12 protein-coding genes are annotated in these 14,625 nt (G+C 45.1%); 5 read left to right on the forward strand and 7 right to left on the reverse strand.

All coding sequences use genetic code 11. The features are described from left to right. Window positions 1-7: 7 nt before the first annotated feature. Both ACWM1W_RS01240 and ACWM1W_RS01245 read right to left on the reverse strand, forming a co-directional pair. Window positions 8-418: a DNA polymerase III subunit chi gene (locus ACWM1W_RS01240; RefSeq protein ID WP_341120428.1), complete on the reverse strand. Its 411-nt coding sequence runs from the start codon at window positions 416-418 to the stop codon at window positions 8-10. Further along, window positions 411-1,859: a leucyl aminopeptidase gene (locus ACWM1W_RS01245; RefSeq protein ID WP_004787294.1), complete on the reverse strand. Its 1,449-nt coding sequence runs from the start codon at window positions 1,857-1,859 to the stop codon at window positions 411-413. The genes ACWM1W_RS01240 and ACWM1W_RS01245 overlap by 8 nt, the downstream gene beginning before the upstream one ends. A gap of 156 nt (window positions 1,860-2,015) precedes the next feature. On the opposite strand from ACWM1W_RS01245, the gene lptF reads away from it, so the two are divergent. From lptF to ACWM1W_RS01265, 4 genes are all read left to right on the forward strand, one after another. Further along, window positions 2,016-3,116, forward strand: a complete 1,101-nt coding sequence (gene lptF / locus ACWM1W_RS01250) for an LPS export ABC transporter permease LptF (RefSeq protein WP_341120430.1) — start codon at window positions 2,016-2,018, stop codon at window positions 3,114-3,116. Between the two features lie 2 nt (window positions 3,117-3,118). Next, complete coding sequence (gene lptG, locus ACWM1W_RS01255) at window positions 3,119-4,189, forward strand: LPS export ABC transporter permease LptG (protein WP_004787289.1); 1,071 nt, start codon at window positions 3,119-3,121, stop codon at window positions 4,187-4,189. A gap of 124 nt (window positions 4,190-4,313) precedes the next feature. Next, window positions 4,314-5,861, forward strand: a complete 1,548-nt coding sequence (gpmI, locus tag ACWM1W_RS01260) for a 2,3-bisphosphoglycerate-independent phosphoglycerate mutase (RefSeq protein ID WP_004787286.1) — start codon at window positions 4,314-4,316, stop codon at window positions 5,859-5,861. A gap of 23 nt (window positions 5,862-5,884) precedes the next feature. Then, a complete protein-coding gene (locus ACWM1W_RS01265; protein WP_004787284.1) occupies window positions 5,885-7,057 on the forward strand; it encodes a S41 family peptidase in 1,173 nt (390 codons plus the stop codon). On the opposite strand, the gene ACWM1W_RS01270 is transcribed toward ACWM1W_RS01265, so the two are convergent. Genes ACWM1W_RS01270 through gacA form a run of 3 tightly spaced genes read right to left on the reverse strand, consistent with a single transcriptional unit; the run spans window position 7,058 to window position 10,725 of the window. Further along, window positions 7,058-8,479, reverse strand: coding sequence for a sigma-54-dependent transcriptional regulator (locus ACWM1W_RS01270; RefSeq protein ID WP_395521888.1), 1,422 nt, complete (start codon window positions 8,477-8,479; stop codon window positions 7,058-7,060). It lies immediately after the preceding gene. Between the two features lie 17 nt (window positions 8,480-8,496). Then, window positions 8,497-10,062: a sensor histidine kinase gene (locus ACWM1W_RS01275; protein WP_375726096.1), complete on the reverse strand. Its 1,566-nt coding sequence runs from the start codon at window positions 10,060-10,062 to the stop codon at window positions 8,497-8,499. A gap of 27 nt (window positions 10,063-10,089) precedes the next feature. Beyond that, window positions 10,090-10,725, reverse strand: coding sequence for a response regulator transcription factor GacA (gacA, locus tag ACWM1W_RS01280; protein WP_005233474.1), 636 nt, complete (start codon window positions 10,723-10,725; stop codon window positions 10,090-10,092). Window positions 10,726-10,941: 216 nt separating this feature from the next. Here gacA and ACWM1W_RS01285 point away from each other — a divergent pair, with 216 nt between their 5' ends. Beyond that, window positions 10,942-11,994, forward strand: coding sequence for a serine hydrolase (locus ACWM1W_RS01285; protein WP_034590260.1), 1,053 nt, complete (start codon window positions 10,942-10,944; stop codon window positions 11,992-11,994). Window positions 11,995-12,055: 61 nt separating this feature from the next. Here the strand turns inward: ACWM1W_RS01285 and thrC are convergent, their stop codons facing one another. Further along, entirely contained in the window at window positions 12,056-13,195 is a 1,140-nt protein-coding gene (gene thrC / locus ACWM1W_RS01290) for a threonine synthase (protein WP_004787275.1), read from the reverse strand. Between the two features lie 57 nt (window positions 13,196-13,252). Further along, complete coding sequence (locus tag ACWM1W_RS01295; RefSeq protein ID WP_375726097.1) at window positions 13,253-14,557, reverse strand: homoserine dehydrogenase; 1,305 nt, start codon at window positions 14,555-14,557, stop codon at window positions 13,253-13,255. Window positions 14,558-14,625: the final 68 nt, after the last annotated feature.

The raw sequence follows: 14,625 nt of genomic DNA on the forward strand, positions 1-14,625 counted from the left end.
TGATTACTTAGAGCTTAAAGGTATTTGGCTGAATGCCAAAGCGACGATATTGTTTATATTTTTCACGTCCCAGCTGTTTGGCTGGTTCATTGTTTTCAATAATCTCAATAATGTGACTAAATTTCGCATCAGGTTCAAGTGCTTCTTCCGGATTAAAATTAAAAATAATCCAGCCCGACTGCTCTGGTAATTGAGCCGAGATACAGACGGTTGCATCTGGCTGATCAATCCCGTGTGGAATAAAGCTGGCAGGATCAAAGTTCCACAGCTTTTCATCCAGTTCCTGCTGTAAGGCAGGATCGGCACACAGCAGCCAGATGCGCTCTGGCTGACGCAAAATTTTACGGCATAAACGACAAGTGCTGTCCACCTGCCGTTCAGGGCTTTTTTCAAATAAATAAAAGCTGACCTTAGCCATGCTTTTGAACGCGATTAGCCAGGAATTGCATTAATAGAGGTACTGGACGACCAGTTGCGCCTTTATTTGGACCTGAATTCCATGCCGTACCTGCGATATCCAGGTGAGCCCAGCGATAGTCACGCGTAAAACGTTGCAGGAAACATGCAGCTGTTACAGAACCGGCTTTAGGGCCACCAATATTGGCAATATCGGCAAATGGTGAATCCAGTTGTTCCTGATAGTCGTCCAGTACCGGCATGCGCCATACACGGTCAAATGCATTTTGACCGGCGGTTTCAAGTTCTGCAGCCAGCTCATTGTCTGGCGTAAACATACCGGTCAAGACTGAACCTAAGGCCACTACACAAGCACCGGTTAGAGTTGCAATATCAATCACCAGGGCAGGGTTGAAGCGTTTCACATAAGTTAGCGCATCACAGAGTACCAGACGGCCTTCAGCATCAGTATTTAAAATTTCAACAGTTTGACCACTCATAGTGGTTACGATGTCACCTGGACGGGTGGCTTTGCCAGAAGGCATATTTTCCGCTGCAGCAATCGCACCCACTACATGAATTGGTAAACGAGATTCGCATAGTGCACGAAGGGTGCCTAGAACTGAAGCCGCACCGCACATATCATATTTCATTTCGTCCATGCCAGCGCCTGGTTTTAATGAAATACCGCCGGTATCAAAAGTAATGCCTTTACCCAGTAATACCACTGGTGCTTCTTCACGATGCGCCAGATATTCAATCGTAATAATACGGCCTGGACGGTCTGAACCTTTGCTGACTGCAAGGAAGGCACCCATGCCAAGGTCAGCTATTTGCTGTTCATTGAGCACAGTTACTTTAAGCAGGTCCGGATATTGAGCCGCCAGCGCCTGGGCCTGTTCTGCCAGATATTCCGGGAAACAAATATTGCCAGGGCGGTTACCCAGATCACGCGCCAGATTCTGACCAGTCTGAACGGCCTGAATCAATTGCAACTGTTCAGCTGTTAGCGGAGTTTCGGCAGCGATAAAATCAATCTGCTCCAGAATAAATTCGTTCTTTTTCGACTTGTATTCGTCATAGCCGTAGCTGGCCTGAGTTAAAGCCAATGCAAACAGATAGTGCAATTCTTGTGGAAGTTGTGTCAGATCAACAGAAATCTGTTTGAATTTTTTTTGAGAGGCTTTAATAATGGCCTGGGCAATTTTCGCCAGTTTTCCCGCTTGTAATTCGGCAGTCTTGCCGAGGCCGATCAGGGCTGCATGCTGAGACTGGCTGATCTGTCCAATCAGGCTTAAACTTTCTGCTAGACCGGCCTTGAATTGGGAGGCTTCAATTAATGTGTCTAGGTTGTTGATTTGGTATGTTGATGCAGCGCTCTGAATTTGCTCTGAGTCGACTAAAATCAACAAAGATTGACTTGATCCATTCTCTGGGAATGACGTATTAATTGTAAGGTTCATATCTTGTTTTCACGCCTGTTTAGATTTGCAAATCATTCAAGCATTGAAACATTTATCCGAATAGATTTTCAATGGGCAGAGCCACCTAGGTTTTATATTTTTGCTATTCGGGTAAACTAGCATTCGTTTTATGGAGCTCATTTTGGAAGAACTAATTTGATTATTCGGCGTTATCTGGTCAAGCAAGTGGTATCGACCTCCTTGGTGGTGATTGCCTTACTGACCCTTATCATGATGGGCGGTCGTTTGATCAAGTATTTTGGTGTGGCCGCACAGGGGCGTCTGGATGCTGGAATCCTGTTCAGCATCATTGGTTATCGTTTGCCTGAATTCCTGACCTTGATTCTTCCACTTGGGTTCTTTATTGGCTTAATGCTGGTCTTTGGCCGTCTTTATGTTGATCATGAGATGGCGGTCTTAAATGGTAGTGGAATTAGTCGGCATCAGCTGGCACGTCTTTTGATTCCAATGACTTTAGTCTATCTCCTTGCACAAGGCTTTCTCATGCTGTGGGCTTCGCCGTGGGGGATTCGCCAGTTTGAAGCCTTGACCAGTGAGCAGGCAGTACGAACCGGCTTTGATCTGGTTCGGCCCAAAGAATTTATTTCGTCTGGACCTTATACGATTTATGCCGGAGATCTATCCGAAGATCGCAAAAACTTGAAAGATATTTTCTTCTATCAGCGTGCGGAAAAAGAAGGCAAGCCGGATGTGATGATTCTGGCGCAGGAAGCGACTCGAATTGAAATGCCGAATGATGCAGCCAATGTGGTCGACCTGGTCAATGGTCGCCGCTATGAAATTTATCCAGGCACCCCGCAATATACTCAAGCTGAATTTGAAAGCTATCGTTTACGGATCGAAAGTAATAAAGAAGCAGAACTGGTCAGTGATGAAGTTGAAGCCTTGCCGACCGGACAGCTTTGGAAAAACCGTCAGGATCCAGTGGTAGCCAGTGAGCTTGGCTGGCGTGTCTTTGTACCATTTGCCATTGTAATTGCCCTGATTCTGTCTGTGGCACTGTCGGAAGTTAGTCCGCGTCAAGGTCGCTATCTCAAATTATTCCCGGCATTGATGATCTTTGCTAGCCTGATTGTCGCCCTGATGGCAATCAAAACCCGGGTCAGCAAGGCGGAAATGGGCATTTGGGCTTATCCATTAGTCCTGATTATTTATGCCATAGCCGGTGCATTGTTCTCACGTAAACAGAATTTGGCGCCAAAAATTAAAAAACAGATTCAGCGAGTGAGGTCTTAACAATGTTAGCACGTCGTATAGTTGCCAAACATGTAACCGGAACCACTGCGCTGGCGATGCTTGGGGCAACAGCTGTTCTTTCAGGTCTGCAGGTCTTATTTACGTATTTAGGTGAATTGGGTTCCCTGAAAGAAGGCTATGGTGCATGGGATGCCTTAAAATATGTACTCTGGGGCGCACCGAATTATCTTTATGAAATCCTGCCAATTTCCGCACTGATTGGTGCGGTACTTGGTTTAGGTGCATTGGCTTCCAATAGTGAGCTGATCGTAATGCGTTCGGTGGGGGTTAGTCTTTGGCGGATTGTCGGCTGGGTTATTCGATCAGCATTGCTATTGGTCGTATTGTCGTTTGCCCTGAGCGAATGGGTGATTCCATATACCAATGAACAGGCCAAAGCAGTCAAAAGCTATAACAAGCCGGTAAAAATTGGTGAAGTTAAAGGTTACTGGACGCGTGAGGGTAATCGCTTTATCTATATTGATTATGCCAATGCCAAAGGCCAGCTGAAAAATGTACAGATGCTGGACTTTGATGACAATTACCGTCTGCGGGGTACTCTGGATGCCAAGCAGGGTGAATTCGTCAAAGATGGGGCCTGGAAACTAGATAGCACAGAACAGTTTGATATTTTACAAAACGGCAATGCGACACTGGTACAGCATGATAAGCAACCACTGGCTTTGGCCTTGCAGCCGAAATATGTGCATATGGTCACGATTGATCCGGAAGATTTATCACCAAGCCAGCTGGTAAGCTTTATGAGCTATATGAATGAATATAGTCAGGTACCGAAAACCTATCAGCTGGCTTTCTGGCAGAAAGTTGGTTCGCCATTTGCCCTGATTGCGCTGGTAGTGATTGCCTGTTCATTTATTTTCGGGCCATTGCGTCAGCAATCGATGGGCTTCCGTTTGGTGATTGCGTTATTCGCAGGGTTAAGCTTCTTCTACCTGCAGGATTTTCTCGGCTATGCCAGTCTGGTCTATGCGCCATCACCGGCATGGTTCGTATTTATTCCTATTTTGCTGATGTTTGCTATTGGCGGCTACTTGCTCCATCGAGCCCGCTAAGCCACAGGAAAATAGAAGAAATCAATCGCAACAAGAGGCTTAAACCATCGACTGGTCATGGCCTCTTTTTGCAAAATTCGGTAAACTAGAGCGATTAATTCGTAGACGAAAAGAGTATTTCATTATGACGGATGCAACTGCTGGCAAAATCCCTCACGTTTTGGTGATTATGGATGGTGTGGGTCATCGCGAAGCGGTCGAAGACAATGCGTTTTTAGCGGCTAAACGACCAAATTTAACTGCTATGCAGGAAAAGCATCCGCATGGTTTGATCTCAGGTTCAGGTGAAGATGTCGGCCTGCCTGATGGTCAAATGGGGAACTCTGAAGTTGGTCATATGAATCTTGGTGCTGGCCGTGTGCTGTATCAGGACTTTACCCGTATTACCAAAGATATCCGTACTGGTGCTTTCTTCGAGCATGAAGTGCTGGTTGATGCCGTTGAGAAAGCCAAAGCAGCAAATGGCGCAGTCCACATTATGGGCCTTCTTTCTGAAGGCGGTGTGCACTCACACGAAGATCATATCGTGGCCATGGCGGAACTGGCTTTAAAACGCGGTGCTCAGGTTTATCTGCATGCGTTCCTGGATGGTCGTGATACTCCACCAAAAAGTGCACAACCCTCTTTAGAAAAACTGGATGCATTATTTGCTCAATATCCGGGCCAGGGTCGTATTGTCAGTATGATCGGTCGTTATTTTGCCATGGATCGTGACAACCGTTGGGATCGTGTAGAGCAAGCATATCGTCTGCTGACTGAAGGTGAAGCAGTGCGTACTGCAGCTACTGCAGTTGAAGGTCTGGAACAGGCTTATGCTGCAGAGGAATCAGACGAATTCGTAAAAGCGACTCGCATTGGCGATACTGTGAAGATTCAGGATGGCGACAGCGTCGTATTCATGAACTTCCGTGCTGACCGTGCCCGTGAATTGACTCGTGCCTTTGTTGAAAAAGATTTTACCGGTTTTGAACGTAAAGTAGTGCCAAACCTGTCAAAATTCGTGATGCTGACCCGTTATCAGGCAACCATTGATGCGCCAGTAGCCTATATGCCAGAAGCGCTGGTAAATTCTTTAGGTGAGTATCTGTCGAACCTGGGTAAAACTCAGCTACGTATTGCAGAAACTGAGAAATATGCGCATGTAACCTTCTTCTTTAGCGGTGGCCGTGAAGATGAATATCCAGGTGAAAAACGTATCCTGATCCCATCTCCAAATGTTGCGACTTATGACCTGAAACCGGAAATGAGTGCCTATGAAGTAACAGATGAACTGGTGGCAGCGATCAATTCAGGCGAGTTTGACCTACTGGTTGTAAACTATGCCAATGGTGATATGGTCGGCCATACTGGTGTATTTAATGCAGCAGTGAAAGCCGTTGAAGCCGTGGATACTTGCTTAGGCCGAGTTTATGAAGCTGTGATGGCGAAAAAAGGTCATATGATTATTACTGCAGACCATGGTAATGTGGAGCAAATGCAGGATTATCAGAGCGGTCAGGTGCATACCCAGCATACCACTGAACTGGTTCCATTTATCTATGTGGGTCCAAGTTCTGCAACAATCGCAGAAGGTGGTGTATTGGCTGATGTCGCACCAACCCTGCTGAACTTGATGCAAATTCCGGTACCAACTGAAATGCAAGGTCGCAATCTTATTGAGCTGCACGCTTAATCTTTTATAAAACAGGTATAAGAATGATAAAAACACATGGCAAGTCTGTAGTCTTATCCTGCTTACTGATGTGTTTGAGTCATTCCGCGTGGAGTGCCGTTTCAACCGAGATGGCACTTGATGAGCTGGAAATGGATGAACAGGTCTATAATGAAATTCCTGTTACATCCATCCAGGAATTTGTTCAGATTTATGGCATCGTCAAAGATAATTATATTCAAGACAAAAATGACGATGTGCTTTTCCAGCAAGCCATTCAAGGTTTGGTGAGCGGCTTGGACCGCTATTCCCGCTATTTATCTCCTGAAGACTATAAGCAGCTGCGTGAATATACCGAAGGTGATCTGGCCAGTATTGATTTTGATCTGCATTTTAATCCGCAGCTAAAACAATGGATGGTACAAGGCTTGAGTCCGGATGCTGATTCTGCCAAACAAGGCCTTCGCAATGGTGTCACAGTTTACAAGATTGATGATCAGGTCTTGAGTGCGCTGAAACGTGAGCAGGTGCGAGATTTATTGACTGGTGCCATTGGCTCTACTTTAACGCTCCAGCTTTCTGCGCAAAGCGTACCGATTACACTGGTCCGCAATACCAAAGTAGATACCGAGATTAAATCGACCTTACACAGCAATCAGGTTCTGGTGCTACAGGTCAAAGTCTTCCAGCAGGATACCGCTAATGAAATCAAACGGATTATTGAAAGTTATTCAACTAATCGGCTCAAAGCAGTGCTGTTTGACCTGCGTAATAATCCCGGTGGTTTATTGTCCGCAGCCGTTGAATCAGCAGATTTGTTCCTGAATCAGGGTATTATTGTCTCGACCAAGAGCCGTTCTGAAGGCAATCAGCAATTTCAGGCACTACCAGGAATTGAGTTTCAGAACCTGAAAGTCGGTATTCTCATCAATAACCGTTCAGCTTCCGCTGCAGAAGTATTCACGGCAGCTTTGAAAGAACATAATCGTGCGTGGGTGGTAGGGGAAAAGAGCTATGGTAAAGGGGTGGTACAGAAATTATTTCCTTTGAGCAATGGCTCCGCTTTACAGATGACGGTGTCGCAATACTTTAGCCCGAGCGGCAATATGATCGAAGGACATGGGATTCAACCACATTTCACCTATCCCCTAGGTCAGGATGCGCGTGAGGAGAGCTATCTGGATCACGTCACAGACTTGCTGCTCCTGCAGAAATAATCATTCATCTTCTTCAGTATCCAGTCCGAATTTTTTTAGACGATAACGTAAAGACCGAAATGACATCCCCAGTTTCTTCGCGGCCAATGTACGGTTCCAATGTGTCAGATTCAAAGCATTCAACAGAATTTCTTTTTCAATCTTTTCTAAATACAGTTCCAGACCTTCTTCAGGTAATTTTTTCGGAATAATGATCTGATCCGAAGATGAAGTCGGCTCTGCCAGATTGGCAGTTTCTGATAAGACAGGAGCCATATGACGCAGTGGAGCAGTTTGCAGATGCTGAAGATCAATCTTATCTTCATCACTCAAAGTAATCGCTCGTTCAATAATGTTACGCAGTTCGCGTACATTGCCTGGATAATATTGCTCGAGTAAAAATTCTTTACTCCGTTCCGTCAACTTTTTCGCAGGAATTTGCCATTCTTGGCAGATCTTTTGAACAAAATGCTCAGCGAGGAGCAGAATATCCTGGCCGCGCTCACGCAGTGGTGGTAAGACCAGATCCATCACATGAATACGGAAGAACAAGTCCTGACGGAATTTGCCTTGTTGTACCAGCGCATCGAGATCCTGATGGCTGGCACTGATGACACGGAAATCGACATCAATTTCAGTATCGGAACCGACTGGACGAATGCGTTTTTCCTGAACAGCACGTAACAGTTTGACCTGCATAGATAACGGTAATTCAGCAATTTCATCTAAGAACAGACTGCCTCCATGGGCAGACTGAATTAGTCCTTGCTTGTCCTGTGTCGCACCCGTAAAGCTGTCTTTCTTATGGCCAAACAGTTCGCTTTCCATCAATTCAGTCGGAATTGCACCGCAGTTAATTGCGATAAAAGGTCCTTCATTGCGATTGCTGAGACGATGAACCAAATTGGCCACGACTTCTTTCCCGGTACCTGATTCGCCAGTAATAAATACCGGAGCCTGAGAACGGGCAATTTTTTTCAAGGTGATACGCAATTGCTGAATAGGTAGGGATTGTCCAATCAGCAATTTATGTTCTAATGAATCATTGGAATTATTCTGATAATAGTCTACTGGTTTATTCAGTGCTTTTTGCAGCAGTTGTTCCAGATGCTTTTGATTGATCGGTTTGCTGACAAAGTCAAATGCACCTGCCTTGAGTGCAGCAATGGCAATTTCCATATTGCCATAGGCGGTTAGAACAGCCACCGGAAGGTGAGGAGAATGCTGGTTAATCCAGTCCAATAATTGCAGGCCATTGCCATCAGGAAGATTTAGATCTGTCAGACAGGCATCATATTGATGATCTGTCAGAAATTTTTTCGCATCTTCCAGACGATGGGCAATATGCGTACGGATTCCCATGCGCATTAATGACATTTGCATGAGGGTACATAGATCTTCCTCATCATCCACCAATAAGACCAGTGGTTGTTGTTCCACAATATTTCCCCTTATTCCTTTTATGCTGTTACACGTTGACAGCTAATCCGAAAGCATGCGCCCTGTTCTTGTGAAATGTAGTTGAGTTGTGCCTGATTGGCTTCACAAAAACTGTGTGATAAATATAGTCCGAGTCCCGTTCCATGGATAGACGTGCTGAAAAAAGGTTTAAATAATAATTCCTGATCATGGGTGGCAACACCAGAGCCAAAATCCCGGACATCTATCCATACCTTATGTTCATATGGGTGAATATTCAATTGAATATGGGGCGAATCCGGTGAATTATGATGGATAGCATTACGAATCAGATTAATCAGAATCTGACGTAACTGGGCTTCATCGAACTGAATTGCCAGTGGTACATCAATATTAAATTGAATCTGATCCGCCACATCTGCTAAATCTTCCTGAATAAACAGGGGTATAAATTCATTCAGCTGAATCACGACCGGATGGGTTTCTTTATTCTTCACCATACTCAGGGTGTCCTGAATAATCCGGTCAATACGGGTAGCCTGTCGGCTGATCATCTGATGCAGGACCTGTTGCTGTTCAGGTTCAGAATCGAGATAAAGATCATTGGCCTGTACAATGGCAGCCAGAGGATTGCGAATTTCATGGGCAATACTGGCGGAAAGCTGGCCTAGAGCAGCAAGCTTTAACTGTTGCACCTGCTGATTAAGTTTGCGGGCATCTTGCAGCACGAGGAGGGTTAGAGTCTGGTGCGGTACAATCAGTTTTTGTACCTGCACGTGAATATTATAACGACTCTGCTGGGATTCAAATTGAAACCGCTCACCATTTTCCAGATTTTCAAAACGGATCAGTTCAAACAAGTCATTTTGAGATTGGTATAACGAAAACCTTTCATGGGCATACATTGGCTCAATACCCAGCAGATGACAGGCAGCGGGATTACTGAGCACCACATGGTAATTCTCATCTAAGACCAGATAGCCGGTTTCAATCTGTTCCAGAATATAGCGGTTAATATTCTGTAAGCGATATAGTTCTAGCGATTGAGAAAAATTCAGGTTTTCCAGAATCTGAAAGCGCCGTACTGCAATTTGTCCCGAGCCATAAACGACAAAAAACAGAAAGGCCAGCAGGGCACTATTCCCGATATTGGTAAGCGAGGAAAAGGCAAAAATACTGCCGATAAAATGCTGGTAGATGATACTAATCACCGCAATCAGGGTGATGATCAGGGCTTTCTTGGCATCGAGCAATAATGAGGCTGAAAAAATGGTAATAACAAAAATCAGTCCGAGATGGACATTTGGACCCTGACTGGCCAAGGTCAATAAACTGAGAAAAAAGACATCGCTGGCAAAAATTAGAATGAACTGTGGCTGAATCAGGCGCTTTACCCATCTCAGCGTAAACAGTTGCACCGTATTGACGGCGACGCCAATCATTAAGGCGTAGTGATAGAGTTTAGGATACTGATAATCCGCAGTCATATCGGGATAAGTCAGCAGGAAAATCAGCAACAGACCCGTGCTGATAATCAGGCGGTAGGCGCTATACCATAGGCCCAGATGATATTGATTCAGTTCAGAATAACTGGATGTTTGCGCCATAGAAACCGCATTAAGCAGAGGGTTAAATTAAGGTTTAATCAGGCCATAGCGCATTGCAAGATGGGTCAGTTTAACATCACTATCGATATTCAGTTTTTCGAAGATCCGGTAACGGTAAGTATTGACTGTTTTAACGCTCACAAACAGCTTGTCGGCAATTTCCTGCGCGCTGATACAGTTCACCACCATCATGGCTACCTGCATTTCACGTTCAGACAGTGCGTCAAAAGGAGACTGCTGGGTATCAGACAGGTAGGAGCTGGCCAGCTGTTCAGCAATATCGGCACTGAAATATTTACCGCCCTGCATGACTTTATTGATGGCACGAACCATCTCTGATACAGGTGCACCTTTGGTGATATAACCTTTGGCGCCTGCCTTAAGTAAAAGAGAAGGATAAGGTTCTTCAGCCAGACCACTCACCGCAAGAACTTTAGTTTCAGGAGCAGTCTGTAGCAAACGGCGTGTGGTTTCTACACCACCGATACCTGGCATGTTGACATCTAATAGAACCACATTGGGATGATGCTGACGGACGAGGGTAATTGCTTCTTCACCAGATTCAGCCTGTCCAATCACCTGAACATCCGCATGGTCTTCCAGCATTCTGCAAATTCCAGTACGAACTAATTCATGGTCGTCGACAACTAAAACTGTGATCACCTAGACTCTCCCTCTATTAAAAATCATTTTTTTGTTACATAAAGCAAAATAAGCTTGCAATGAAACTACAAAATTAGCAATCCTATTCGCAGATTAAATCTGAAACTTATCACATAGTGTCAAGAACAAAAAATGTTCGGCATTGTGTTTAAATGTAAGGCATATTAGAGGTAATACGCAAATCAATCTTACCTCTGTTAGTTGAGTGAAGGAATAGTGAAGAAAATAAACAAGTCTTTAAGGCATCTACTTGGCCTGTCCGTGTTAATCAGCATGAGCACGACAAGTTTTGCTGAAATCATTATGAATTCTGGCACAACAGAGGGTGGATCCAGCATCAGCTGGTCTTCTGATGAAGTCAATCAGCTCATGAATGATAATTTGAGCGTATCTGCTGCAGAACCTTCACCACCAGGTTCAGCAACTGTTACGACGACAATTCGTCAGGGCGGCGCACCAGCGCCAGTGCTGACAAAACCTGTGCAGATTATTGATAATAGTCACTTTAGTAATCAACCTGCTGTAAGTGCGCGTGCAGCTTTGGTGATGGATTCACAGACGGGTGAAGTGCTATTTAGTAAAAATACCAATAATGCTTACCCGATTGCGTCGATTACCAAATTGATGACTGCAGTGGTGATTTCAGATGCGCGTTTGAATATGTCTGAAAAAATTACTCTGCAGCAGGCTGATTTTTCCTGTGCAGGCTGTAAGAGCTCAAGTTCTACCTTAAGAGCCGGGGACAGCATGAATCGTGCTGAAGCCTTATTATTTGCTTTGATGAAGTCTGAGAACCCGGCTGCAGCTGCATTAGCGCGTACTTATCCAGGTGGTCGTGCAGCCTTTATTGCGAAGATGAATGCCAAAGCTAAAGAGCTGGGCATGAATTCAACCCACTATATGGAATCTACCGGCCTGCATCCTGGCAATGTGTCTTCTGCACGCGATTTGGGGATTCTGGTGAATACCGCTTCACAATATGGCCTGATCCGTCAATTCTCTACGACTGCCAGCTATGATTTCAACCTCGGCTATCGTGTATTGAAATCGAATAACACCAATTCACTGGTGCGAAATGGTGGCTGGAATATTAACCTGTCTAAAACCGGTTATATCAATGAAGCAGGACGTTGTGTCGTCATGCACACGACCTTAAATAACCGTCCTGTGGTGGTCGTGGTATTAGGTGCGGATTCAACTGCTGCACGTACCAATGATGCGACTCGCCTAATGACTTGGGTGTCTAGCCTGCCTAAACAACGTGTTTAATCTTTTTTAAGCGCATATAAAAAAAAGCCCTGCAAGTGCAGGGCTTTTTTGATTCTGTATCTTACATATTAGAAAGAATTGATTCACGAACCTGTTCTAAAGTTGCGTCAATTGAAAGCATTACAGCATCAGAACATTGTTTGATCGCAGTATCCGGATCTTTCAGACCGTTACCAGTTACAGTACACACGATCACAGAACCTTCAGCAATTTTACCTGCTTTAATGTCACGGATTGCGCCACCGATTGAAGCTGCAGATGCAGGTTCTACGAATACGCCTTCATACATAGAAAGAAGACGTTGCGCTTCCAGAATCTCGGCATCAGTCAGTTCATCGAACCAGCCTTTAGAATCACGAACAACCGCTTTCGCATGGTTCCAGCTTTGTGGATTGCCGATACGGATTGCAGTTGCAACAGTCTCAGGATTTTCAACAGGTGCACCACGAAGGAAAGGTGCAGCGCCAGAAGCCTGGTAACCTACCATTGTTGGTAGACCTTGAGGTTTAGGACCAGTGAAAGCATCAGTTGCAGCGTCGTAAACCACTTGCTCAAACTCGCCAGCAGGCTGATTTGCAACCGCTTCGGTATAACCCATCCAGTGTGCAGTAATGTTACCTGCGTTACCTACTGGCAGGCAGTGGTAATCTGGTGCACGGCCCAATTCATCCACGATTTCGTAAGCAATGGTTTTTTGACCTTGCAGACGGTACGGGTTGATTGAGTTCACGATAGTTACTGGTGCTTTGTCAGCGATTTCTTTTACCAGACGCATACCGTCATCGAAGTTACCGCGGATTTGCATGGTGATCGCACCATACATCATCGCTTGTGCCATTTTACCCATGGCAATTTTGCCTTCTGGGATTAAAACAAACGCTTTAATACCTGCACGCGCAGCATAAGCTGCAGCTGCTGCTGAAGTATTACCTGTAGATGCACAGATAATGGCTTTAGAGCCTTCTTCAACCGCTTTTGTTACCGCCATGGTCATACCACGGTCTTTAAATGAACCAGTCGGGTTTAAGCCCTCGTACTTCACATAAATTTCAACATTTTTGCCAATAATGCGCGGAATATTCGCAAGCTTAATCAGTGGCGTGTTACCTTCACCCAGAGAAACGGCTTTAGTAGTTGCAGACACTGGTAAACGGTCGCGATAGCGGTCAACTAAACCAGTATAACGATTGGCATTCGACATGATGATGTTCCAATTGTGTGTAGAGCTTGGCAAGGGGAGAGTGTCCCCTCGACCCGATTAATTATCAAGCGATTCTAAACGAATTCGTACAATTTCGCCATGAATGACAGGAAGAGCTTGAATTTGTTTTAACGCTTCATCCATTTTCGCTTCCTTGACTGGATCAGTCAGGATCACGATAGGAATAAGATCTTTCAGACGTGACTGCTGCAGAATCGCATCAATACTGATGCCTTCACGGCTTAGAATAGAGGTTACTTCAGCCAGTACTCCGGTTTGATCCTCAGCATTGATCCGGATGTAGTATCCAGTCGTCATTTCTTCACGTGGCAGGATTGGCAGGTCACTTAAGCTTTCAAAAGCCAGTTGCGGAATCGTACCAGCACCATCTTCAGTATAAGAAATATCACGTACGATATCCACGACATCTGCGACTACTGCAGAAGCTGTAGGACCTGCACCCGCACCTGCACCGTAATACAGTGTAGGACCAACCGCATTGGCTTGAACCAGAACTGCATTTTTTACACCATTCACATTGGCGATCAATTGCTCTTCAGGAATCAGGGTAGGGTGTACACGGAGTTCAATCCCGGTTTCAGCACGACGGGCAATACCGAGGTGCTTGATACGGAAACCCAAGTCTTCAGCATATTTCACGTCTTGTGCAGTAATTTTGCTGATGCCTTCAGTAAAGACTTTATCAAACTGTAATGGAATACCAAAAGCAATAGAGGCCAGTAATGTCAGTTTATGTGCTGCATCGATACCTTCAACGTCAAAGGTTGGATCTGCTTCTGCATAACCCAGTTCTTGTGCTTCTTTCAGTACATCAGCAAAGGCACGGCCTTTATCTCGCATTTCAGTCAGGATGAAGTTGCCTGTACCGTTGATGATGCCAGCTAGCCAGTCAATCTTGTTGGCTGCCAGACCTTCACGCATCACTTTAATAATTGGAATGCCGCCAGCCACCGCTGCCTCGTAAGCAATTTGCACAGCGTTGTCATCGGCAAGTTTGAACAGTTCATTCCCGTGTTCAGCCAATAGGGCTTTGTTAGCAGTCACGACCTGTTTACCATGCAGAATGGCTTCTTTAATCACTTCATAAGCAGGATGAATACCGCCCATGACTTCAACCACCACATCTACATCAGGTTGACGTACAATGTCGAGCAGATCTGCACTTTGTTTAACTGATTCAGGTAGATTCAGATCAGGACGCGGGCGACGCGTACCAACATGGGTAATTTGAATTTCACGACCGGTGCGACGTTTAATCTCAGCAGCATTTTCTTTTAATAGTTTAAGGGCACCACCACCTACAGTACCAAGACCGAGGATTGCCAGACGAACTGGTTTCACGTCACACTCCAAATATAAACAGTTTTTTACGAGAGCTTAGATCATAGCTAAAAAAGCGGTCTGACTCT

The sequence above is a fragment of the Acinetobacter sp. TW_SC_4 genome (assembly GCF_054861205.1).